General features: G+C 68.1%; 17 protein-coding genes. 8 read left to right on the top strand and 9 right to left on the bottom strand.

Going from position 1 to position 23,176, the window contains the following annotated elements; all coding sequences use genetic code 11:
• The 3 genes from QN358_RS11460 to QN358_RS11470 all read left to right on the top strand — a co-directional run.
• Positions 1-841 (top strand): oligopeptide/dipeptide ABC transporter ATP-binding protein (locus QN358_RS11460; protein WP_323512426.1); only part of this gene is annotated, 841 nt, incomplete at its 5' end.
• Between the two features lie 135 nt (positions 842-976).
• Positions 977-3,004, top strand: coding sequence for a CocE/NonD family hydrolase (locus tag QN358_RS11465; protein ID WP_136642014.1), 2,028 nt, complete (start codon positions 977-979; stop codon positions 3,002-3,004).
• A 27-nt stretch (positions 3,005-3,031) separates the two neighbouring features.
• Positions 3,032-3,685 (top strand): TetR/AcrR family transcriptional regulator, encoded by a 654-nt coding sequence (locus QN358_RS11470; protein ID WP_323512427.1) that lies wholly within the window; start codon positions 3,032-3,034, stop codon positions 3,683-3,685.
• A 56-nt stretch (positions 3,686-3,741) separates the two neighbouring features.
• Here the strand turns inward: QN358_RS11470 and QN358_RS11475 are convergent, their stop codons facing one another.
• The 3 genes from QN358_RS11475 to QN358_RS11485 are packed head-to-tail and all read right to left on the bottom strand — an operon-like array spanning position 3,742 to position 6,830.
• Positions 3,742-4,884 (bottom strand): Mrp/NBP35 family ATP-binding protein, encoded by a 1,143-nt coding sequence (locus QN358_RS11475; RefSeq protein ID WP_323512428.1) that lies wholly within the window; start codon positions 4,882-4,884, stop codon positions 3,742-3,744.
• On the bottom strand, positions 4,877-5,479 hold the full coding sequence (locus QN358_RS11480; RefSeq protein WP_136642011.1) for a DUF1003 domain-containing protein: 603 nt from the start codon (positions 5,477-5,479) through the stop codon (positions 4,877-4,879). The genes QN358_RS11475 and QN358_RS11480 overlap by 8 nt, the downstream gene beginning before the upstream one ends.
• Positions 5,469-6,830: a magnesium transporter MgtE N-terminal domain-containing protein gene (locus QN358_RS11485; protein WP_136642010.1), complete on the bottom strand. Its 1,362-nt coding sequence runs from the start codon at positions 6,828-6,830 to the stop codon at positions 5,469-5,471. Before QN358_RS11485 ends, QN358_RS11480 begins: the two co-directional genes overlap by 11 nt.
• A 70-nt stretch (positions 6,831-6,900) precedes the next feature.
• On the opposite strand from QN358_RS11485, the gene QN358_RS11490 reads away from it, so the two are divergent.
• Entirely contained in the window at positions 6,901-7,506 is a 606-nt protein-coding gene (locus tag QN358_RS11490) for a general stress protein (protein WP_237280340.1), read from the top strand.
• A 104-nt stretch (positions 7,507-7,610) separates the two neighbouring features.
• On the opposite strand, the gene QN358_RS11495 is transcribed toward QN358_RS11490, so the two are convergent.
• Positions 7,611-9,206: an aminopeptidase P family protein gene (locus QN358_RS11495; RefSeq protein WP_323512429.1), complete on the bottom strand. Its 1,596-nt coding sequence runs from the start codon at positions 9,204-9,206 to the stop codon at positions 7,611-7,613.
• Between the two features lie 96 nt (positions 9,207-9,302).
• Here QN358_RS11495 and QN358_RS11500 point away from each other — a divergent pair, with 96 nt between their 5' ends.
• Positions 9,303-10,193 carry a PHP domain-containing protein gene (locus tag QN358_RS11500; RefSeq protein WP_323512430.1) on the top strand — a complete coding sequence of 297 codons (891 nt, stop codon included), beginning with the start codon at positions 9,303-9,305 and terminating at the stop codon, positions 10,191-10,193.
• 38 nt (positions 10,194-10,231) lie between these two features.
• Here QN358_RS11500 and QN358_RS11505 read toward each other — a convergent pair whose 3' ends face one another.
• Both QN358_RS11505 and QN358_RS11510 read right to left on the bottom strand, forming a co-directional pair.
• Positions 10,232-11,467 carry a DUF445 domain-containing protein gene (locus tag QN358_RS11505; protein ID WP_323512431.1) on the bottom strand — a complete coding sequence of 412 codons (1,236 nt, stop codon included), beginning with the start codon at positions 11,465-11,467 and terminating at the stop codon, positions 10,232-10,234.
• Between the two features lie 47 nt (positions 11,468-11,514).
• Positions 11,515-13,311, bottom strand: a complete 1,797-nt coding sequence (locus tag QN358_RS11510; RefSeq protein WP_416351984.1) for a DEAD/DEAH box helicase — start codon at positions 13,309-13,311, stop codon at positions 11,515-11,517.
• 395 nt (positions 13,312-13,706) lie between these two features.
• On the opposite strand from QN358_RS11510, the gene QN358_RS11515 reads away from it, so the two are divergent.
• Positions 13,707-14,423, top strand: coding sequence for a ferritin-like fold-containing protein (locus QN358_RS11515; RefSeq protein ID WP_323512432.1), 717 nt, complete (start codon positions 13,707-13,709; stop codon positions 14,421-14,423).
• A gap of 73 nt (positions 14,424-14,496) precedes the next feature.
• Here QN358_RS11515 and QN358_RS11520 read toward each other — a convergent pair whose 3' ends face one another.
• From QN358_RS11520 to QN358_RS11530, 3 genes are read right to left on the bottom strand one after another with little or no spacing between them, the layout of a single operon-like run.
• Positions 14,497-15,738: a kynureninase gene (locus QN358_RS11520; protein WP_323512433.1), complete on the bottom strand. Its 1,242-nt coding sequence runs from the start codon at positions 15,736-15,738 to the stop codon at positions 14,497-14,499.
• Between the two features lie 13 nt (positions 15,739-15,751).
• Positions 15,752-16,057, bottom strand: a complete 306-nt coding sequence (locus QN358_RS11525) for a hypothetical protein (RefSeq protein WP_136642006.1) — start codon at positions 16,055-16,057, stop codon at positions 15,752-15,754.
• 9 nt (positions 16,058-16,066) lie between these two features.
• Complete coding sequence (locus QN358_RS11530; RefSeq protein WP_136642005.1) at positions 16,067-16,291, bottom strand: DUF3107 domain-containing protein; 225 nt, start codon at positions 16,289-16,291, stop codon at positions 16,067-16,069.
• Positions 16,292-16,445: 154 nt separating this feature from the next.
• Here QN358_RS11530 and QN358_RS11535 point away from each other — a divergent pair, with 154 nt between their 5' ends.
• Positions 16,446-19,898, top strand: a complete 3,453-nt coding sequence (locus tag QN358_RS11535) for an ATP-dependent DNA helicase (protein WP_323512434.1) — start codon at positions 16,446-16,448, stop codon at positions 19,896-19,898.
• A 14-nt stretch (positions 19,899-19,912) separates the two neighbouring features.
• On the top strand, positions 19,913-23,161 hold the full coding sequence (locus QN358_RS11540; RefSeq protein WP_136642054.1) for an ATP-dependent DNA helicase: 3,249 nt from the start codon (positions 19,913-19,915) through the stop codon (positions 23,159-23,161).
• The last annotated feature ends 15 nt before the right edge of the window (positions 23,162-23,176 follow it).

Consider the following 23,176-nt stretch of genomic DNA (forward strand, 5'->3'; position numbering starts at 1 on the left):
GGCGGGGGCTGGGGCTGCTGCTGGTGCAGGCCGTCGCGCGGCCGGCGCGGGCGGTGGCGCCGGTTCTGCTGCACGTGGTGGCGGTGCGCCGCTCGCGGCGACGGTGGCTCGGCGCTCCAAGGCCGAGCGCCAGGCCGTGCAACTCATCTTTCAGAATGCCGACACCTCGTTGAACCCGCGCAAGAGTGTCGAAGCGGCCATCCAGCGCCCCATCGACCTGTTCAAGGTGCGCGGCGCGAGTGTGGCGGGTGCCCTCAGCGACGTCGAGTTGCCCGGGTCGTACTCCGAGCGTCTGCCCGGGCAGCTGTCGGGCGGTGAGCGCCAGCGGGTCGGCATTGCGCGGGCGATCTCGGCCCAGCCGCAGCTCGTGCTCGCCGACGAGATCGTCTCGGCGCTCGACGTCTCGGTGCAGTCGTCGATTCTGCGACTCGTCGACACGCTCGCAACGTCGAAGCAGATCGGGTTCCTCTTCATCACCCACGACCTGGCGGTGGTGCGGGCGATCGCCGACCGCGTGATCGTGCTGTACCTCGGGCGCATCGTCGAAGAGGGCACGGTCGAGCAGATCTTCGCGAACGTCTCGCACCCGTACACACGGCTGCTGCTCGACGCGGTGATCGAGCTCGGTGACGAGCACTCCGACACGCTCGAGAAGGTCGCAGACGAGGTGCCGCTGGCGCCGCCCGAGCACGGCTGCCCGTTCGCGAGCCGCTGCCCGATCGTTCGTGACGTGTGCCTCACGGTGACGCCACCCGATCTCGCGGTGTCAGAGACCCATCACATCACGTGCCACGCCACACTGCCCGAACTCATCCACGAGCCGGCGTTCGTCGCGGCCTGAAGCCTGTCGCTCGCGGCGGCCGCAGCGCCGCACCCCCGGTCGCATGCGCATCCGGTACCCGCGCCTGACCGGCGCAGTCATCACCCTCCGCCACACCGCACCACCCCCGCCCCACCCTGAAAGGCCAGCTCCACCATGAAGATCCGCACCGAATTCGACCGCACCGTGACCGTGCTCACCGACGTCTCGATTCCGATGCGCGACGGCACGCTGCTTGCCGCCACAATCTGGCTGCCAGACGATGCCGAGGCGAGCCCGGTGCCAGCGCTGCTCGAATACCTGCCCTACCGCCGCAGCGACTGGACAGGCCCGCGCGATGCCCAGCGCCACCCCTGGTACGCTGGCAACGGCTACGCGTCGGTGCGCGTCGACATGCGCGGCTCCGGTGACTCGCAGGGCCTCATGCTCGACGAGTACCACGAGCAGGAACAGGCCGACGGTCTCGAGGTCATCGCGTGGCTGGCAGCGCAGCCGTGGTGCACCGGCAAGGTGGGCATGTTCGGCATCTCGTGGGGCGGTTTCAACTCGTTGCAGCTCGCGGCCGAACGCCCGCCAGCCCTCGCGGCCATCGTCACGGTGTGCTCAACCGATGACCGTTACGCCGACGACGTTCACTACTACGGCGGCGCGATGCTCGGCATCGACATGAGCGCGTGGGCCGGCACCATGCTCGCCTTCCAGAGCCGCCCGCCAGACCCCGCGCACGTCGGTGACGCCTGGCGTTCGATGTGGGCGGCGAGACTGGATGCCCTGCGGCCGTTCTCCGAGATCTGGCTCGCGCACCAGGAGCGCGACGACTATTGGCGCCACGGTTCGGTGAACGAAGACTATTCCGCCATCGAGGCCGCGGTTCTCGCGGTGGGCGGCTGGGCCGACCCGTACCGCAACGCCGTTCTGCGTCTCGTCGACAAGCTCGACGCGCCGGTGAAGGGTATTGTCGGCCCGTGGTCGCACCAGTACCCCGACATCCAGCGCACCCCGGGCCCGACCATCGGCTTCCTGCAGGAGACCCTCCGCTGGTGGGATCACTGGCTGAAGGGCATCGACACCGGTGTCATGGACGAGCCGGCGCTCCGTCTCTACCACCAGGAGTCTGTTCGCCCCGCCACGCACTACCCGGTGCGCGAGGGCAGCTGGGTCGGTCTGTCGTCGTGGCCCTCGGCCGACATCTCGTCGAAGACCTTCTCGCTGGCTAGCGACCTTCGAAGCCTCGCCACCGACGCCTCGAACGTCGCCCTCATCGACACCCCGCAGCACCACGGCGTCGACGCCGCCCGCTGGTTTCCGTTCGGAAACCTCTCTGACCTGCCACCCGACCAGCGCGCCGAAGACGGCCGCTCGGTCGTGTTCGAGACCCCGGTACTCACCTCAGACATCAACCTGCTGGGGTTCGCGCGTCTCACCCTGCGGGTCAGCAGCACGGCCGCCAGGGCGACCGTCATCGCGCGCCTCTGCGACGTGGCGCCTGACGGCTCGTCGACCCTCATCACGCGCGGCGCCATCAACCTTCTGCACCGCAACGGTATGGATGCCGTCGACGAACTGATTCCGGGCGAGTTCGTCGACGCGGCCATCGAGTTCACGGCCATCTCGTGGCACGTGCCGGCGGGCCACAAACTGCGGCTGGCCCTCGCCACCACGTACTGGCCGTGGATCTGGCCGCACGGCGAACGAGGCTCCGTCTCGATCGACGCGGCCGCGAGCATCCTGACCCTCGACGACCTCGACCCGGCCGTGATCGGTTCGAGTCGCGTGAGCTTCGAAGAGGCCGAGCAGTCGTCGCCGATGGGTGTGACGGCTGGGCCGCCGCCCGTCGTTCGGCCCGAGCGCGAGGTGCGCTACGAGCCGCAGACCGAGAGTTACACGGTGACGGTCGACCCGAACTACGGCGGCAACCGCATTTTTCCCGACGGGCTGCACTTCAGCGAAGACGCGCTCGAGACCTACTTCATCGAGCAGAACGACCCGCTCACAGCCCGCGCGGAGTCGGAGTGGCGAATCTCGCTCGAGCGGGGCGAGTGGAAGACGAGCATCCACACCCACTCGGTGATCACGGCGACACGACACGCGTTCGAACTCGCGAGCACCGTGACGACTTTCGAAGGCGACGAACTATTCTTCGAGAGAACGTATCGCACGTCGATTCCGCGAACCTCAGCCTGACGAGACAGCGAAAGTAACGAAAGCCACATGGAGACCCAGGTCGAGCAGAAGGCGAACCGTCCGCGAGCGAAGACGGCGACAGAGCGGCAGCGGCACCCCACAGAGATTCGCCGCCAGCTGGTGATCAATGCGGCGCGCGACCTCATCGCCGACAAGGGGCTGTTCAACGTTCTCATTCGTGACATCTCTGGGGCGAGCGGGGTGTCTCCGGGCACGATCACGTACCACTTCAAAGGCCTCGACGAGGTTCTGATGGAGGTCGTCAAGAGCGAGACCACCGACTTCTACGAGCCCCTGCAGCGAAGCGCCCGTGAGGCACCCGACCCGGTGTCGGCGCTCACGCTGCTGCTCGGCGGGCTCTTTCGAACCGACACCGACACCCGTCGGCACTGGCTGATCTGGTTCGACTTCTGGTCGGCTGCGGCGCGCGACGACGAGTACGGCCGGTGGATGAACGACCACTACGCCGGCTGGCGGCACGCGCTGCAGGAGATCGTCGAGAACGGCGTGGCGTCAGAGGCGTTCGTCTGCGACGACCCGCAGGCCTTCGCGTCAGAGACGGCCGCCATCGTCGACGGGCTGGCCGTGCAGTGCTACTGCCGCGAGTCGGGCCTGACGGTCGAGACGGCGCGCGAGGTGCTGCTGAACTTCGTGCGCGGGCGGCTCGGGCTCGCCGGCTGAGCGACGAAGGCTCGCGCGCGGCGCGTCGCGTCGTGCCGGGGCCGCAGAGCGGCGGGTCAGCGGGGGGTGACGGGCAGTTTCAGGCCGGAGAGTCCGCGGGGGCGGGCGGCGAGCTGGGCCGCGACGCGGAGGATCGCCACGCTGGCCGGGTCGAGCGGGTCGGTGAGCACGATGGGCGCGCCCACGTCGCCGCCGGCGCGAAGGGCCACGCTGAGGGGAATCGAGGCGAGCAGGGGCACGGGGGCATCCTGACCCGCCGACAGCCGCCGAACAACCTCTGCCCCTCCTCCCGACCCGAACAGCTCGAGCACACTGCCGTCGGGCTGGGAAAGGCCCGCCATGTTCTCGATCACGCCGACGATCTTCTGGCCGGTCTGGCGCGCGACGACGCCCGAGCGCTCGGCCACGTCGGCGGCGGCGGGCTGGGGAGTCGTGACCACGAGCACCTCGGCGTGCGGCAACAGCTGCCCCACCGAGATGGCCACGTCGCCTGTGCCGGGCGGCAGATCGAGCAGCAGAACGTCGAGATCGCCGAAGTAGACGTCGGTGAGAAACTGCTGAATCGTTCGGTGCAGCATCGGCCCGCGCCACGCCACGGCGGCATTGTCATCGACGAACATGCCGATGGAGATGATCTTCACTCCGTAGCCAACGGGCGGCAGAATCATGTCGTCGACGCGGGTGGGCTTCTGCGTCTGACCGTTCACGACGAGGCCGAGGATGCCCGGAATCGAGAACCCGTACACGTCGGCGTCGACGATGCCGACGCTCAGCCCCTCTGCCGCCAGCGCCACGGCGAGGTTGGCGGTGAGCGTCGACTTGCCCACCCCACCTTTTCCGCTGGTCACGGCGTAGATGCGGGTGAGGGACTCTGGCCCGAACTGCATGGTTCGGGCACCTCCCGGGCCGCGCAGTTTCTCGGTGAGGGCGGCGCGTTCCTCGCGGGTCATGATGGTGACGTGGATGCTCGCGGCCGTCACCCCCGCGGTGCCGAGTGTTGCGGCACGAACGTCGCGTTCGATGGTGTCGGCGGCCGGGCATCCGACAATCGTCAGTTTGATGCCCACTGACGCCTCGCCGACCTCGTTCACCGTGATGTCGCCCACCATGTCGAGCTCGGTGATGGGCTTGCGAATCTCCGGGTCGAGCACGCGGGAGAGGGCCAGCCGAACGGCCGAGGCCGCCGCGACCTCAGGCACCGGGTTGTCTTGCCTCGACACGGTTCGCAGCCGTACTCTCGCCGGCGCGGTTCTGCTCTGCACGGTTCTGCTCGATGCTGCTCTGCGCGACGCTCAACTCTTCGAGCAGTGCCCTGAGCTCGCCTCGGATGAAGTCTTTGCTGGCCATGTCTTGCATGGCCAACCGCAGTGCAACCACTTCACGCGCCAAGTATTCGGTGTCGGCGAGGTTTCGTTCGGCACGTTGGCGGTCTTGCTCGATCTGCACACGGTCTCGGTCGTCTTGCCGGTTCTGCGCGAGCAGAATCAGGGGAGCGGCGTACGAGGCCTGCAGCGACAGAATGAGCGTGAGCGCGGTGAAGCCGATGGCAGCCGAGTCGAAACGCAGGTTCTCGGGGCCGTAGGTGTTGAACCCGATCCAGAGCACAACGAACGCACTCAGAATGATGAGAAACCACGGGGTGCCCATGCCGCGGGCGATCGACTCTGTTGCACGACCGAAACGGTCGCGGTTGGTCCGGTTCTGGCGGTTGCGCGGGGTCAGAACGTTGGTGCGCAGGCCTTTGGGGCCGTCGAGACGGGTGCTGGATGACCGGGTGGGGGTACTACGAGCCATTGCCGAGTCTCCTTCCGCGTGAGGGTTTTTCGTGGGCGGCAGAAGCCGCATTCACAAGCGGAATCGTGCCGGTCTTGGTCTGCAGTGAGGGCACCGAACGGGCGCGCGTTCGGGTATCGCCCTCCTGACTTCGCCAGTCGTCGGGCAACAGGTAGTCGAGAACATCGTCAATAGTCACCACCCCGACAAGTCGGTGGTTCTCGTCTACGACGGGAACAGAAACAAGGTTGTAGCTGGCGAGAATACGCGAGACTTCAGCCGCGCTCGTCTCGGCCGTGACAGGCTCGAGGCCGTCGTCGATGAGCGACCCGAGCCGCTCGTGCGGCGGGTACCGCAGCATTCGCTGAAAGTGCACCATTCCGAGAAAGCGGCCGGTGGGCGGTTCGTACGGCGGGAGGGTGACGCAGATGGCGGCACCGAGAGCCGGTGCGAGTTCGTGACGGCGGATGAGGGCGAGGCCTTCGGCCACGGTTGCGTCGGCCGACACGATGATGGGTTCGGTGGTCATCAGGCCACCGGCCGTGTCGGGTGCATACGCGAGCAGCATGCGCACGTCGTCTGCTTCTTCGGGCTGCATGAGCTTCAGCAGCTCTTCGCCACGCGCTTCTGAGAGTTGGGCGATGAGGTCAGCCGCGTCGTCAGGCTGCATCTGGTCGAGAACGTCAGCCGCGCGGGTGTCGTCGAGCTGGTTCATGATCTCGACCTGGTCGCTCTCGGGCATCTCTTCGAGAACGTCGGCGAGGCGGGCATCCGGAAGCTCTTCAGCAACCTCGAGCATGCGCAGCTGAGGCAGATCGAGGAGCGTGTTCGCGAGGTCGGCGGGCTTCATGTCGCCGTACGTGGCAATGAGCTGCTCGGCCGACTGCGACTGGCCGGTCTGGCCTTTCTCGACCACCTCACCCCACGTGGCGAAGACGGTGGGGCCCTTGCCGAACGGGCTGGCGCTCGTCTTCGGGCGGCGAAGGAACAGTTGGGAGACGCTCCACTCACCCGCGCCGGCCTGCTCGATGGCGACGTCTTCGATGGTGGCGTCACCCGAACCGTCGCTGAACACCACGCGCCGACCGAGAATCTCGGCGATCACTCGAACCTCGCCACCGCGCTGCTGGAACCGCCGTACGTTCATCAGACCCGTGGTGATGATCTGGCCGCTGCCAATACTGGTGACACGACCGATGCCCACAAAGACGCGGCGCTTGCCGGGGATCTCGACGATGAGGCCGACGAGGCGCGGCGAATCGTTGGAGCGGTAGACAACCAGCACGTCGCGCACCTTGCCCAGGCGGTCGCCCGCGGGGTCGAAAACGGTGCACCCGGCCAGCCTGGCGACGAAAACTCTGGTGGCACTCACAGTTCTAACTTAGACCGTCTCACTGCATGCTCGAAGGCGCAGCGGGAGACGTGCGTGGAACAATGGGGGAGTGAGCAACCAGATGCCGTTCGGCGGCCCCCGCCCGAGAGCCACCCCTCGTATTCCCCGCGGCGAGATCGTGTCGACCTACGAGACGTACGAAGAGGCTCAAGCCGCGGTCGAAGCCTTGTCTCAGGCCGATTTTCCGGTGAGCCAACTGACCATCATCGGCAGCGATCTGAAGACCGTCGAGAGCATCACGGGCACAATCACCTATGGCAAGGCGGCCGTGTCGGGCGCCATCAGTGGCGCGTGGCTGGGCATCTTCTTCGGGCTGCTGCTCGTCATCTTCTCGCCGACGGCGACGTCGTTCGAGTTCGTGGGCGCGGCGCTGCTCATCGGTGCTGGGTTCGGAATGCTGTTTCGCATCGTGTCGCACGCCGTCACCAGGCGTCGACGTGACTTCACGTCGACGATGCAGGTCATTGCCACGAGTTATTCGATCATCGCCGACGGCGACGTGGCCAATCGGGCGCGCAACATTGTGGCGCCGGGCAGCTCGTGGGCGCAGCCAGCCGCTTCAGCAGCGCCTCAGCCTGGCACTGAAACAGCACCCACGCCGCCGCCGTTCAGCCCGCCCGCCGAGCACCCGAGCGACCCGCCGCGCGCCGTCTGACCGGGCTCACGGTAGCCGCTTCGTCGACGGGCGGCCCGACTGGGCTTCGGTGGGCCAACCCGGTTTCAGTGTGCCAACCAGGTTTCGGCGGCCCATCCACGCGTCTAGCGCGCCAACCACGCCTCGACCTCGTTGGCCGAGCGCGGGATGCCCGCCGACAGGTTCTCTGCGCCATCGGCCGTCACGAGAATGTCGTCTTCGATGCGCACACCGATACCTCGAAACGACTCCGGCACCGTGAGGTCGTCGGGCTGAAAGTACAGCCCCGGCTCGATCGTAAACAGGTTGCCGGGCTCCAACACACCGTCGAGGTACATCTCGCGGCGCGCCTTCGCGCAGTCGTGCACGTCGAGCCCCAGGTGGTGGCTCGTGCCGTGCACCATGTAGCGGCGGTGCTGCTGGTTCTCGGGCTGCATCGCCTCGTCGGCCGACACCGGCAGGAGCCCCCACTCGGCGGTCTTCCGCGCGATGACCGACATGGCCGTGGCGTGGATCTCACGAAACCGGATACCGGGGCGCACGATGGCGAAGGCGGCGTCGGCTGCTTCGCGAACGGCTTCGTAGATCATCCGTTGCTCCGGGCCGAAGGTGCCGCTCACCGGCAGGGTGCGGGTGATGTCGGCGGTGTAGTAGCTGTCGAGTTCGACGCCGGCGTCGACCAGAATGAGGTCGCCCGGTGTGACCGGGCCGTCATTGCGGGTCCAGTGCAGGATGCACGCGTGCGGCCCCGACGCCGCGATGGTGTCGTACCCCACGGCGTTGCCGTCGGCCCGGGCGCGCCCGTTGAAGACACCTTCGACGAGTCGTTCGCCGCGTTCGTGGCTGGTGATGCGGGGGAGGTCGGCGACGATGTCATCGAAGCCGCGGGCCGTGGCGGCGATGGCGAGACGCATCTGGGCGATCTCGTACTCGTCTTTCACGAGGCGCATCTCCGAGAGATCGCGTTCGAGCAGGTCTGAGTCGGCGTGCCGGTCGGCCACCGTGTCGAGCTCGATGCGTTCGGGCTCGCTCGGCGTGGGCGCGATGATGTCTTCGGGGTCTGGCTCGCCGGCCGGGGTGAGCGCTTCGGCCGCGTCGAGCTCGGCGATGGCCTTCAGCGCCGCTGCGCTGTGGCTGCGGCTCTCGTCGAGCAGCGCGGTGAGTTCGGGGTCGGCGTCGCGCACGATCAGCGTGTGCTCGTCGGCGGTGTCGACCATGTCGTCGAGGTCGGCGATCGCACGGGTCTCGAGCGCCAGGTCGCTGGACACCTGGGCGAGTGAGGGGCGCGGGCCGATCCAGAACTCGCCGATCTCGGGGTTCGCGTAGAACTCGTCGGAGTCGCGCCCGGCGCGCTCGCGAAAGTACAGGGTGGCCACGTGGGCCCCGCCCTCGACAGGCTCGAGCACCAGCACGGCGCCGGGCTCGGAGTCGGAACCCCAGCCGGTGAGGTAGCTGAACGAGGTGTGGGCGCGAAACGGGAAGTCGGTGTCGTTCGAGCGCTGCTTCAGGCGGCCAGCGGGAATGACGAGGCGCTTGCCCGGGTACTTCGCGCCGATGCGGGTGCGGCGGGCGGCGGCGAAGGCGGCCTCGTTGCGGGCCGGGGGCAGAGCATCCGTTCGCTCAGCCCAGTTGCTCGAAATGTAGTCTTTGAATGCGTCGGAGCCGGGCGTGGTAGAGCGGTTCGACGTGGCGCGGGGGGTCTTTTCGGTGGTGTCAGCCATGACTCCATTGTCGCGCGTTGCGCCATGAAAGTCTTGTCGAAGGGCGTGGGCCCCCGGGGTGAACCCTCGCTCGACGCGGTGAGCTTACGATGGGGTATGCCCGATGCCACGCCCGCTCTGCGCGCACCCATAGATCTGCACACGCACAGCAGCGCGTCGGATGGCACCGAGACGCCGTACGAGGTGGTGGTCGCGGCGAAGCGCGCCGGCCTTGCCGCGCTCGCGCTGACAGACCACGACTCGACGGCAGGCTGGGCCTCAGCCTCACAGGCGGCGCGCGACAGTGAACTCACCCTGATTCCCGGCATGGAGCTCAGCACGCGCCAGGGCCACGCGAGCGTGCACCTGCTGTCATACCTGTTCGACCCGCTGAACGCCGACCTGCTGGCCGAGACCACCACGATTCGGGATGCCCGGCTCAAGCGTGCCGAACAGATCGTCGCCCGCATCGGGGCCGACTACGACCTCACCTGGGCCGACGTGCTGGCCCACACCAGCGAGGGTGCCACCGTGGGTCGCCCGCACATCGCCGATGCGCTCGTCGCCAAGGGGCTCGCGGCAACACGCAGCCAGGCGTTCGAGGGCATTCTGCACTGGCGTGCCGGCTACTTTCAGCCGCACTACGCACCGACACCGCTTCGTGGAGTCGAGCTCGTAGTGGCGGCCGGGGGAGTGCCGGTGCTGGCGCACCCCGGAGCGGGTGGGCGCGACCGGGTGATTCCCGAGACCGCCCTGCGAGAGCTGGTCGATGCCGGGCTCTTCGGGCTCGAGATCGACCACCGACAGAACACGCCCGACGGCCGGGAACGGTTGCACGAGCTCGCGACCCTCTTCGGGCTGCAGATCACCGGTTCGAGCGACTACCACGGCGAGGGAAAGCCCAACCGGCTCGGCGAGAACACCACGCGGCCCGAGGTGCTGGCGGCGCTCATCGCCCGCGCCACCGGTTCGGCGCCGGTGTACGGCGCAATGGCTCCGACCGCGTAGCTCCGCGCTTACTGTTGCGCGCCCGCGAGAGGCGCGGATCAGAAGGCGGAGAGCAGCCCCTGCGCCACCGCGAAGATCGCCAGCCCCGCGAGCGACCCCACCACCGTGCCGTTGATGCGGATGAACTGAAGGTCGCGCCCCACCTGCAACTCGATCTTCTGGCTGGCCTCCTTGCCGTCCCAGCGTGAGACGGTTTCAGAGATGACGGCAGCGATGTCGTGGCGGTAGCTCGCGAGCAGGTGCGACGCCGCGTTCGCCACCCAGGTGTCGACGGTCGACGCGAGCCGGGCATCCGAAGCCAATCGGTTACCCACGTCGACGAGGGTCGACTCGATCGTCAGGCGCAGTGCGCTCTCGGGGTTCTCGAGGGAGGCTGTGAGAGCGTCTTTGATCGCCTGCCAGGCCAGCGCGGCGAGTTCGCGCAGCCGCGGGTCGTCGAGCACCTGCTCTTTGAGGGCTTCGACCCGTTTCATCATGGCGGGGTCGTGTTGCAGGTCGTCGGCGAGGCGCAACAGGTACTCGTCGAGGGCCTTCCGCAACGGATGCCCGGGGTTCGCCTGCACCGACTGCACGAACTTCAGCGCTTCGCGGTACACGCGGTCGTCGACGAGCCGGTCGACGAATGACGGCAGCCAGCTCGGCAGCCGCTTCGACACGAGTTCGGTGAACGATTCGGGGTTCGCCGCCAGCCACTGTTCGGCTTTGTCGACGAGCAGGTCTACCGCGATGTGCTGGTGCCCGGTGGCGAGCACGCTCGAGGCCAGCTCGCCGATCTGCGGCGACCAGTCGCGCCCCACGAGGTGGGTGCGAGCGAGGCCCTCGATCACGCTGCGAATCTCGTCGTCGCTCAGAAACGACAGCGCACCGGTGAGGCCACCGGCAATCTCGTTCGTGAGCCGATGCGCATTCGCGGGTTGGCTGAGCCAGCCGCTCACCACCCGTGACACACCGACCGACGCCAGCTTCTCCTGTACAACGGCGTCAGAGAGAAAGTTCTCCTCAACGAATTCGCCGAGGCTCTCGCCGATCTCGTTCTTGCGGGTGGGAATGATGGCGGTGTGCGGAATCTTCAGCCCCAACGGCCGCCGAAACAGCGCCGTGACGGCGAACCAGTCGGCGAGGGCACCGACCATCCCGCCTTCGCTCGCCGCGCGCACGTACTGAAGCCATGGGTAGCGGCCCTGCAGCGCGAACGACACAGCGAAGATGACCGCCATCAGCACCAGGAGGCCGGTGGCGAGCAACTTCATGCGGCGAAGGGCGCCGCGTTTCACCTCTTCAGCAGGGGTGAGGGGCGAAAGCGCCGACACCTCGGGCCGCGCTACTCGGCGTGGGGCGCGCGCGGTGCGCGGTTGCGAGACCGGCTGCGACGGCGCGGTGCGCTGTTGCCGTCGTGGTGCTCGTGGCCGCCGTGCTGTTCGGGGTGGTCGACCGAGGCGCCGGATGCCGCACCGGCGTCGCCCGAACCCGAGAAGCTCACCGCGGTGGTGTCGCCGCGCATGTTGCTCGACGTGGCATCGCTCGACGTGCTCTCGCCCCCCGCCGCGCTGCCCGTACCGCCGGCCGTGCCGGCTCCACCGGATCGACGGCGGTTGCGCGAGCGAGGAGGCCGGTCGCCGCCCTCGCGGGGAGCCGCGGAGCCGTCGGCGACAACGCCGTCAGCAGCGATCGCCGTGTCGGTGCTGCGAGCGTCGCGACCGCCTTCCCGGCCACCGTCACGCCCACCGGTGCGGCCGGAGCCGTCGCGCGAACCATCGCGGGCGGGGCGCCCCGAACCGCTGCGGCCACTGTCGCGTGAACTGTCGCGCGAACCGTCGCGACCGCCATCGCGTGAGCCTTCGCGCGGGGCGCGGGGCGGGCGATCGGCGGCGTCTTGGCCCTTGGCAGCAGGCGTGGGCTTCAGGCGGCCCTTGGTGCCCACCGGGATGTTCAGTTCTTCGAAGAGGTGCGGTGACGACGAGTAGGTCTCGACCGGCTCGGGCTGGCCCATGTCGAGGGCGCGGTTGATGAGCGCCCACTTGTGCATGTCGTCCCAGTCGACGAAGGTCACGGCGATACCCGTCTTGCCCGCGCGGCCGGTGCGGCCGGCACGGTGCAGGTAGGTCTTCTCGTCTTCGGGAATCGTGTGGTTGATCACGTGCGTCACGTCATTGACGTCGATTCCGCGGGCGGCGACATCCGTTGCGATGAGAACGTCGCGCTTGCCGGCCTTGAAGGCGGCCATGGCGCGCTCGCGCTGCTCCTGGTTCAGGTCGCCGTGCACGGCTGCGGCGTTGAAGCCGCGGTCGCCGAGTTCTTCGACGAGGCGGGCGGCGGCGCGCTTGGTGCGGGTGAAGATCACGGTCTTGCCGCGGCCCTCCGACTGCAGGATGCGCGCGATGATCTCGTCTTTGTCGAGGTTGTGTGCGCGGTACACGACGTGCTTGATGTTGGCCTGTGTGAGGCCCTCATCGGGGTCGGTGGCGCGAATGTGAATGGGGCGCGACATGAAACGGCGCGCGAGAGCCACAACCGGGCCCGGCATCGTGGCCGAGAAGAGCATGGTGTGACGGCCGGCGGGGGTCTGGGCGAAGAGCTTCTCGACGTCGGCGAGAAAACCGAGGTCGAGCATCTTGTCGGCCTCGTCGAGCACCATCACCTTGACGTTGGCGAGCGAGAGCAGTCGCTGGCCGGCGAGGTCGAGCAGGCGGCCGGGGGTTCCGACGACGACCTGCGCGCCCGCTTTCAGCTGCTCGATCTGGCCCTCGTAGGCCTTGCCGCCGTAGATGGCGATGACAGTGGTGGGGCGGTTCGCCGCGGCGAGCTGCAGGTCTTCGGTGACCTGAACGGCGAGTTCGCGGGTGGGTACGACGACGAGTGCCTGAACACCCGGCTCGGGGTTCGCACCGAGGCGCTGCAGCAGCGGCAGACCGAAACCGAAGGTCTTGCCGGTACCCGTCTTGGCCTGGCCGATGATGTCTTGGCCCTCGAGGCCGAGCGGAATGGTCTGCGACTGAATGGGGAACGGGTGCAGGATGCCGTGCGACGCGAGAGCGTCGACGAGGTCTTGCTCCACCTTCAGGTCGGCGAAGGTCGCCTCGATGGGCTCGGCGGTCGGCGCGAACGGATCGGGCGCGATGACCTCGATGACCGGAGTCTCGGTGTCGAGGTCGAGGTCAGTGTCGGCGTCGGAATCGCTCGGATTGCCGGTGGGTGAAACGGTTGAATCGAAAGTCACAGTGGATGCCCTGTCATGTGTGGGCTACGCCTGAATCAGAAATCATGCTGCACATCTCTGGCCGCGACGTACGGGTGCAGGTGCGGGGCAGAGCGGCGAAGCGGGGGCCGGCGATGGCGCCTGGCGGCGGCGTAGAGGCCCCGATTCGTGTCAGGGCTGCGAGTAGTTTAGCTGAGCATCCGGTGTTTTCGCCTCGCCGCCGCGCTCTGCAGACGAACGGGTATATGCCGAAAATGGAATAGAAGCGGGCTGTGAGGGTTCTTCTGGCGTGCCGGTCAACCGGTAGACTCGGCGAAATGTTTGAGGTTTTCAGACGCCCACCGGTGCGCACAGAGGTTCAGCGGCTGAGGCCGCGGCGCTCGGGCGTCACCGTGCCGAGGGTGGCCCTGGCCGAGCTGACACCCGAACTCGAGCCGTACCTCGCCCAGGCTGCGTACATTCAGATGTCGATCTTCGAGTCGGTGGCCCGGGTGGCCACGTTGGCGCCGTCGGTTCGGGCGAAGGAGTCGCTGAGCCCTGCCGCGGGGCAGGCCCTCGACAAGCACCACCGCCTGGTGGCGGAACTCGGCAAGGTCACCGATGATCCGGCTGCGCAGATGCAGGGCATTGCTCCGGCCATCGACCATTACGCCGCGGTTGTTCGGGGCGGCGACTGGTATGAGTCGCTCAGCAGCATCTACCTCACCGCGGGCATCCTCGACGACTTCTTCGTTCTGCTGGCGGCCGGTATTCCGGGCGACGTAGGTACGAAGGCGGCGAAGATCATCGAGGCAGACACGAAACGCGATGTGATTCCGGTGCTGCTGGCCGATGCCATCGCGGCCGACCCCATGCTCGGTTCGCGCCTGGCGCTCTGGGGTCGCCGGCTCGTGGGCGACACTCTGCTGGTGGCGCGTTCGGCTATTCACCAGAGCGGAAACGTCTACACCGACGAACAGCGCATCGAGCCCGTGTTCACTGAGCTCATCGCCAAGCACAGCCGCCGTATGGATGGCCTCGGCCTCACCGCCTGACCTGCCCAGCAGCCTGCCTGCCGACCTGCCTGCCGACCTGCCTGCCGACTCAGCCGCCGGCCTGCTCATCGGCTCAGGCGGCGCGGCGTTCGAGGGCGTCGCGCACCGCGGCGATGCCCACGGCCACCTCGGTGAAGCTGGTCGAGAGCGGTGAGAGCCCCACGCGAAGGCCCTCGGGCGCCCGAAAGTCGGGAACCACGCCGCCACGCCACAGCTCGGCCACGATCTCGCGAAAATCGGGGTGATCGAGGGTCACATGGCTGCCTCGGTCGGCTGAAGCGCGCGGGCTCGCCACCTCGACGCCGTAGGGTGCGAGCACCTCGTCGGCCAACTCGATGGTGAACGAGGTGAGTGCGACCGACTTCGCGCGCACCGCCTCGACACCGACCTCACCGATCAGCGCGATCATGTCGCGCATGGCGAGCATGCCGATCACCGGCGGAGTGCCGCTCTGAAAGCTCCGGATGCCCGGGGCCGGGGTATATCCGGGGCCCATCGCGAACGGGTCAGCGTGCCCCAGCCATCCCCAGATCGGTTGGCGGAGCTCACCCAGCAGGTCTCGGCGCACATAGGCGAAGGCGGGGGAGCCGGGGCCCCCGTTGAGGTATTTATAGGTGCATCCGACGGCCAGGTCGACACCCCAGTCGTCGAGCCGGGTCTCGACGCTGCCCGCGGAGTGGCAGAGATCCCACACGATGAGCGCGCCGGCGTCGTGTGCGAGGCGGGTCAGAGTGGGTACGTCGGCGAGGTACCCCGAACGGTAGGCGACGTGGCTCGCCACGACTACGGCCGTCTGCTCGCTCAGGGCGGCCGCGAGCAGGTCGGCCGTGAGACCGGAGCGGCGCGAGGTCTCGACCCAGCGTACGGTCAGTGCGCGCTCAGCGGCGATGCCTTCGACCAGGTACCGGTCGGTGGGAAAGTTGTCGGAGTCGACGATGATCTCGGTGCGGCCGGGCCGCGCGTCGAGGGCCGCGCGAATCACCTTGTAGAGCAGTACGGTCGTCGAGTCGCCGATGAGGGTCTGGCCGGGCGCCGCGCCGAGGGTGGCGCCCGCGAGTTCGTCGCCGATGGTGGTGGGCAACTGCAGCCACTCTTCGTCCCACCCGCGGATGAGCCGGTCGCCCCACGAATCGGTGACGAAGGCAGCAAGGCGTGCAGCCGTACTCTTCAGCGGGCGGCCGAGGGAGTTGCCGTCGAGGTAGGCGAGCACGGGGTCGGTGCTGCTCGCGAGACTGCCGACAAATCGCTCACGATAGACGGCGAGGGGGTCGGCGGCGTCGAGACTGATCGCCCGCTCGAATGGTGTGGCGGGCATCGTTCGTCGCGGCTCAGGCGACGCGGGCTTTGCCCGAGAGCAGCGACGAGAGCTCTGCGCGGTCTCTCGCCTGGCGGCGACGGCCGAGCACCACATCGGTGATGCCCACGACGAGACCGGTCAGTACGAGGGAGATGACCCAGATCCAGCCGCCGTCGTAGCGGAGGCCGAGCCAGGTCAGCGCCTCCCACAGCACGGCAGCCACGACGGCGCCGAGAGCCGGCATCAGCACCGAACCGTGGGTGTCGCGCAGCGGAAAGATGTACCGCGCCAGGGCGCCCAGAATAACGCCACCCAAGACGATGAAGAGCAGTTCCATGCTCGTAGGTTAGCCGACGAAACCGATGCGGCGTGACTCTTCGGTGCCGATCTCGACGTAGCTCAGGTTCGCAACAGGAACGAGGTAGAGCTTGCCCTTGTTATCTTTCAGTGACAGGTGGCCGGTGCCGGTGGCGAGGGCGTCTGAAACCGTCTTCTCGATGTCTTCTGCTGACTGGTTGGTCTCGAAGCTGAGTTCGCGAGGAGATTGTGCAATGCCGATACGGATTTCCACCAGGTGTGCCTTTCGAATTTGTGCGTGGGGCTGAACTTCTGCCACACCCCCAGATTACGGCAGCCCGGATGCCCGGCAGAGCCCGTTCGAGTCGTTTGCCCCTCGCCGAGAGCGAACACGCCCAGGTGTCGGGGGCTCGCGCTAGCGTTGCCTCGTGACTTCGACTCCCGCCTCCGCCGCAGGCCCTGACCGCGCGCTCGATGCCAGCCATGATGGTGCGCTCGATGCATCTCAGCGCGCCGTTCTGCGGGTTGCCGAGGGCGAGAGCGTGGCTGTGATCGGGGCTCCGGGGTCGGGCAAGACGTGCACGCTTGTCGAGCTCGTGGCCGAACGGGTGCTCGTGCGCGGGTATGCGCCGGGCGAACTGATGGTGCTCACGGCCACTCGGCAGGCGGCCACCCAGTTGCGCGACCGGCTGGCGCTGCGCCTGGGCGTGCCCACCAACGGGCCGCTTGCCCGCACGGTGAACTCACTGGCGTTCCACATCGTGCAGGGCGCCGCGGCTGCGGCCGGCGCCGAGCCTCCCACCCTGCTGACAGGCGCCGAGCAAGACCGCATCATCGCCGAACTTCTCGACGGTCACCTGGCCGACGGCGGCGGGCCGTCGTGGCCCGACCCCCTTACCGCAGACGTGAGGGTGCTCCGCGGCTTCCGAACCGAGCTTCGCGAACTGTTGATGCGTGCCACCGAAGACGGGGTCTCACCCGAGGCGCTCGCCGAGCTCGGCCGGCACCACGGTGTGCCCGAGTGGGTGGCCGCGGGCCAGTTCGCACACGAGTACCAGCAGGTCGTCGCCAGCTTTCGCGACGCCTCACTCGATTCGGCAGAACTCATCGCCGAGGCGCGGCTCGTGCTCGTGCGGGGCGGTGCCGAGGTGCTCGGTGCGGTGAAACTCGTCATCGTCGACGACTTTCACGAACTGTCGAGCGGTGCGGTGAACTTCATCTCCACGCTGGCCCGCCGAGGGGTCGCGATCGTCGCGTTCGGCGATCCCGATGTGGCCACCACGAGCTTTCGCGGCGGCGAGAAAGACGCGCTCGGGCGCCTCGGCTCGGTGCTCGCGGTGCCCGTGGGCGAGCCGCTGTACCTCGAGAACGTGTACCGGCACGGGCCGGGCATCCGGGGCCTCGTCGATCGCACGACCGGTCGTGTCGGCGCGGCCGCGGCGGGGCGGCAGCGCGCGGCGCGGTCGGTGCTGCCTCCCCGGCCCGTGCCGGCGGCGCACGTGCATCCGGCCGCGGCCACAGCTGGCGCGACGGTGGCGGCACTGACTGCGACTGAGGCTACGGCGGCGACCGAGGTTGAGATTGCGGCTGCGACTGCGACCGCGACTGCGGCTGCGACCGCGACTGCGGCTGCGGCTGAGACGGTCGACGAGGTGCGGGTGCTGCAGGTGGCGACGCCGGCGGCCGAAGTGGCAGCCATTGCCCAGGTGCTGCGCGAGCACCACCTGTTGCGGGGAGTGCCGTGGCGCGAGTTGGCCGTCGTGGTGCGCTCCGGCGCGCTCATCTCGTCGCTGGCGAGAGGGTTGGCGCTGGCCGAGGTTCCGACGAAGACACTCACGGGCGGCCGGGCGCTCCGCGACGACTATGCCGCCCGACACCTTGCCGTGGCCATCGCAGTGGCCATCGGGGTGCGCGCTCTCGACGACAGCGTCACGCGCGAGCTGCTGCTCGGCCCGTTCGGCGGGCTCGACGCGGTGTCGCTTCGGCGGTTGCGATTGTCTCTTCGCCAAGAAGAACTGGCCGGCGACGGCAATCGCACGGCCGACGCGCTGCTCACCGACGCACTCGAAAGGCCGGGGAGGCTCGTGACCATCGATTCGGCACCGGCACGGCGCGTGGGGCGATTCGCCGACAACCTGGCGGCGGTGCGCGCCCTGCACGCGGGCGGGGCGACCATCGAAGAACTGCTGTGGCAGCTCTGGAATGGCAGCGGCCTGCCCGAACAGTGGCTGGCGCAGTCGAAGGGCTCGGGCATCCTCGCTGACGAAGCGAACCGCAACCTCGACGGCGTGCTGGGCGTGTTCACCTCGGCCAAACGGTATGTCGAGCGGTACCCGAACCGGCCGGCCACCGAGTTTCTCGTCGACCTCCTCGAGTCTGAGGTGCCCGAAGACTCTCTCTCACCGCGGTCGGTGAGCGACGCGGTGGTCATCTCGACGCCGAACGGCGTGATCGGCACCGAATTCGAGGTCGTGGTGGTGGCGGGGCTGCAGGAGTCGGTGTGGCCGAACCTGCGCCTGCGCGGATCGCTGCTGCACCCCGACCGACTGAGTGCGGTCGTCGCGGCTCGCCCCGTGGCCGACGTCGACGAACGTGCCGAAGTCATGGGCGACGAGCTGCGGATGTTCGCGCTCGCCGTCTCGCGCGCCCGCACGCAGACCGTGCTGAGCACCGTGGCGAACGACGACGAACAGCCCTCGCCGTTCGTGCGGCTGGCACCGGTGCCTGTGCCGCCGGTGACTGCGCCCGTGGCGGCCGCGGTCGAGCGGTCGGGGCGCGCACGATGGGTGGCGGGGCATCCGCTGTCGCTGCGTGGACTGGTGGGGGTGCTGCGCCGCAGGCTCGTCGAGACGGGCGACCCCGGTGCGGCGTCGGCGCTCGCGCTGCTGGCGGTCGAGGGGGTGCCGGGCGCGCATCCGCAGACCTGGTACGGCACGCTCGAACCGTCGACCACCGAACCCTTGGTCGACCTCGAAGGCGACCCTGAGGCCATGGTCGACGTGTCACCGTCGAAGCTCGAGACCTTCGAGAAGTCACCGCTGGCGTGGTTCATCGACAAGGTGTCTGGCGGCACGCTGGGGCTTGCGGCCGGCATCGGAACGCTGCTGCACTCCGTCATGGAGGAGGTGACCGCGCGCCCCGACCCCGACCTCAGTGTGACGGGGCTGTGGAGCGAACTCGACGAACGCTGGGGCGAACTCGACTTCGAGTCGGCCTGGCTCGCGGAGCGCGAGCGCCTGCGCACGGTGCGCCGGGTTGAAGGGCTCTCGCAGTATCTGGTGGAGTTCGAGCGGCTGGGCGGCGAACTGCTCGGCGGCGAAGACAGCTTCACGCTCGATGTGGGTCGAGCGCGCCTCCGCGGAACGATCGACCGGCTCGAGCGCTGGCCCGACGGCCGCGTCACGGTGGTCGACCTGAAGACGGGCGCATACGCACCGACCGGGCCTGCTGTCATGGAGCACGCCCAGCTCGGCAGCTACCAGCTCGCCCTGCTGGCGGGTGCCGTCGGTGTGAAGCGCCCGGCTGACACGGCTGATACCACTGATACCACTGATACCACTGACACGGCTGATACCACTGACACCGCTCACACCACTGAAGTCACCGCGGTGGCCGGGGTGGCCGAACCGGTCAAGAACGGGGGAGCAGTACTGCTCTATGTGGCTCTGAGTTCGGGAGCCGGTGCGAACAAGGTGCTCTACAAGCTGCTTGTGCAGGCCCCGCTCGACGATGAAGCGGCCGAGTTCTTTCGCACGCGCATCACGACCGGCGCTGTTGGCATGGCCGGCACCGAGTTTCCCGGCCGCGAGGGCCTCGACGAACGAGACCCGCATGGCAGCTATGCCTACCGCATCCACCTTGTGAAGGCGGTCTCCGCGTGAACGCTCCCGACAGAATGAGCCCCGACATCGACGCGCCAACCACCACTTCCCGGCCCGGGCCCCGGCCCGCCCTCAGCGCGCTCGACATTGCGCACGCACTCGAACTGCCGCCGCCCACGGCCCAGCAGCAGGCCGTCATCGAGGCGCCGCTCGAACCCAGCATTGTGATCGCCGGGGCCGGCAGCGGCAAGACCGAGACCATGGCGAACCGTGTCGTCTGGCTGCTCGCCAACGGGTTCGTGGGTATCTCGGAGGTTCTCGGGCTGACCTTCACCCGCAAGGCCGCGGGCGAGCTCGCGGTACGTATTCGATCGCGCATCGACCAGCTCGCAGCATCCGGAATCGCTGACGTCGACTTCGATCCGTTCGACGCACCCGCGGTCGCCACCTACAACTCGTTCGCGAACAGCATCTTTCGCGACAACGCCCTGCTTATCGGGCGTGAGGGCGATTCGAGCATTCTGAGTGAGGCGTCGGCGTGGCAGCTCGCCCGTCGCATCGTGACCAACAGCACGGATGACCGGCTCGTGCATCTCGACAAACCCATCGATTCGCTCACCAGCGCCGTGCTGTCACTCAGTCGCGCGCTCAGCGAGAACGTCGTCGATTCGGCCGACGTGCGCGCCATGGCCGTCGAATTCGCTCAGCTGGCCGACCTGCCCACCGGTTCGACCAGGGTCACGAACGTGAATGCGTCGCTTCGGGATGCCCTTCGAACCGTGAGCGGGCTGCCCGTGCTCGCCGACCTCGCCGACCAGTACGCGCTCGAGAAGGTTCGCCGCGGGTTCGTGGAGTACTCCGACCAGGTCGCGCTCGCGCTGGCCATCACCGAGCGAGTGCCGCGCGTGGTCACCGAGTATCGAGAGCGGTACCGCGTGGTGCTGCTCGACGAATACCAAGACACGAGCGTCGTGCAGACACGCCTGCTGTCGACGCTGTTCGCCGCCATGCCCGTGATGGCGGTGGGTGACCCGCACCAGTCGATCTACGGCTGGCGTGGTGCCAGCGCGGCCAACCTCGGCACGTTCGCCGCCGATTTCACGGGCTACCCCGATGGGGCGCTCGCGTTTGCTCTGTCGACCAGTTGGCGAAACCCGCTACGGGTGCTCGATGCCGCCAACACCCTGGTCGCCCCGCTCAGCGCGGCGTCGCCCGTCGAAGTGCACCGGCTCGAGCCCCGCCAAGATGCCGGTCGCGGCACACTCGACGCGCTGTACGGCGAGACTGTGAACGACGAAGCGCGCGAGGTGGCCTCGTGGTTCAAGCAGAAGCTGGCCGAGAAGACTTCGAAGGGCGGCCAGAAGTCTGCGGCGCTGCTCTGCCGTTCGATCAAGAAGATCGACGCCTTCACCACCGCCTTCACCGAGCAGGGTGTGCCCTTTCACGTGCTCGGTCTCGGAGGGCTGCTCGAAGAGCCCGCCGTGGCCGACCTCGTCTCGGCGCTGCGAGTCATCTACTACCCCACGGCCGAGTCTGAGTTGGTGCGCCTGCTCACCGGAGCCCGGTGGCGGGTGGGGCTCCGCGACATCCAGGCCCTCAGCCGGGTGGGCTCGTGGCTCGCCGAGCGCGACCACCACTTCGCGAAGCTCGAAGACGAGGTGAAGCAGCGGCTGCGCAGCTCGGTGGTGCCCGACGAGGGTCGCTCGCTGGTCGATGCGCTCGACTTCGTGAGCGAGGCCCGCGATGGTCATCGTGCGCTCGTCGGCTTCACCGAGGTGGGGCTCGAGCGCCTGCGCCTCGCCGGCAGGCAGTTGGCCTTTCTCCGCACACGCACGGGCCTTGACCTGCTCGACCTCGTGAACCTCGTCAAGCAGCAACTGCTGCTCGACATCGAGGTGGCTGCGAACGAGCGCTCGTATCTGGGCCAGGCGAGCCTTGACGCTTTCTCCGAGCAGATCAGCTCGTTTCTCGCCGCCGACTCCACCGCCGGCCTCGGCACCTTTCTGTCGTGGCTGACCGAGGCCGAGAAGCGCGACAAGCTCAGCCCCCGCTCTGACGAGCCAGAGCCGGGAACGGTTCAGATTCTGACCATCCATGGCTCGAAGGGCCTCGAGTGGGACATCGTGGGCGTTCCTCGCATGGTCGAAGACGAGCTGCCCGGAAAGCCGCAGAGCAAGCAGGGCTGGCTGGCGTTCGGCGAGCTGCCCTACGAGTTTCGGGGCGACGCCTCAGAGCTACCCGTGCTGCCGTGGCGCACGTCGAGCACGCAGGCCGAATTCGCCAAGGCCAAAGAGGTCTACTGCGGCGACATCGTCGACCGTTACGCAGAAGAACAGCGCCGCTTGGTCTATGTGGCCGTCACCCGTGCCCGCGACAGCCTGCTGCTGAGCGGCTCGTTCTGGTCGGCCCAGCTGAAACCGCGCGCGCCGGGCCTGTTTCTGCGAGAGCTCGCCGAGCACGGCCTGCTGGCTCCGGATGCCCTGCCCGAGGCCCCCGAGAGTGAAGAGAATCCGCTGCCGCAGTCGCAGCTGCTCGTGCCCTGGCCGCTCGATGCGCTGGGTTCGAGGCGCCCGGCCGTGACGGCCGCCGCCGAGGCGGTGCTCGACGCCGATGCCGCCGCAGAAACGGAGTGGTCGCACACCATCAGCCTTCTCCTGGCCGAGCGTGCGGCGTCGCTCGCGGGCGAGTCGCTCGTCATTCCCACCCGCGTCGCCGCGTCGCGGTTCAAAGACTATGTGACCGACCCCGATGCCGTGCTGCGGAGCCTTCGGCGCCCGATGCCCGAGCGCCCTTATCGCCAGACGCGGCTCGGAACCCGGTTTCACTCGTGGGTCGAGAACCGGTACGGCATCATCGGTGGTTCTGAGCAGCTCGACGCGGCGGTCGGTGAACTCGACTTCGATCTCGATGGTGGTCTCGAGTCGGGCGACGCCGTCGAAGAGGCAGCCCTTGACCAGCTGCGTGCGACCTTCGAGGCTTCGGAGTGGGCCGGGCTCGCGCCCACCGAGGTGGAGGTCGAAATTCACCTCGTGCTCGGCGAGAACATCGTGGTGTGCAAGATCGACGCGGTGTTCGAGCGCGGCGGGCGGTACCAGATCGTCGACTGGAAGACCGGGCGCGCCCCGGCCGACGCCGACGATCTCGAGGTGAAGCAGTTGCAGCTCGCGCTCTACCGTCTGGCGTATGCGCGGTGGAAGGGCATCGACCCCGACCTCATCGACGCGGTGTTCTACTTCGTGGCCGTCGACGAGGTGATCGCGCCCGTTCGGGTGTACTCCGAAGACGAACTGCTCACGCTGTGGCAGCGGGTCGCCCGCAGCTGAGCATGAGCAATGGGA

The sequence above is a fragment of the Subtercola sp. RTI3 genome (assembly GCF_035018625.1).
Taxonomy (GTDB): Bacteria; Actinomycetota; Actinomycetes; order Actinomycetales; family Microbacteriaceae; genus Subtercola; species Subtercola vilae.

What these genes read in the sequence shown, in the direction of transcription:
- QN358_RS11500 (WP_323512430.1), top strand. Translation starts at nt 9,303, where the DNA reads ATGCCCGATGCCACGCCCGCTCTGCGCGCACCCATAGATCTGCACACG.
- QN358_RS11520 (WP_323512433.1), bottom strand. Translation starts at nt 15,738, where the DNA reads ATGCCCGCCACACCATTCGAGCGGGCGATCAGTCTCGACGCCGCCGAC.
- QN358_RS11515 (WP_323512432.1), top strand. Translation starts at nt 13,707, where the DNA reads ATGTTTGAGGTTTTCAGACGCCCACCGGTGCGCACAGAGGTTCAGCGG.
- QN358_RS11495 (WP_323512429.1), bottom strand. Translation starts at nt 9,206, where the DNA reads ATGGCTGACACCACCGAAAAGACCCCCCGCGCCACGTCGAACCGCTCT.
- QN358_RS11540 (WP_136642054.1), top strand. Translation starts at nt 19,913, where the DNA reads ATGAGCCCCGACATCGACGCGCCAACCACCACTTCCCGGCCCGGGCCC.
- QN358_RS11480 (WP_136642011.1), bottom strand. Translation starts at nt 5,479, where the DNA reads ATGGCTCGTAGTACCCCCACCCGGTCATCCAGCACCCGTCTCGACGGC.
- QN358_RS11525 (WP_136642006.1), bottom strand. Translation starts at nt 16,057, where the DNA reads ATGGAACTGCTCTTCATCGTCTTGGGTGGCGTTATTCTGGGCGCCCTG.
- QN358_RS11470 (WP_323512427.1), top strand. Translation starts at nt 3,032, where the DNA reads ATGGAGACCCAGGTCGAGCAGAAGGCGAACCGTCCGCGAGCGAAGACG.
- QN358_RS11465 (WP_136642014.1), top strand. Translation starts at nt 977, where the DNA reads ATGAAGATCCGCACCGAATTCGACCGCACCGTGACCGTGCTCACCGAC.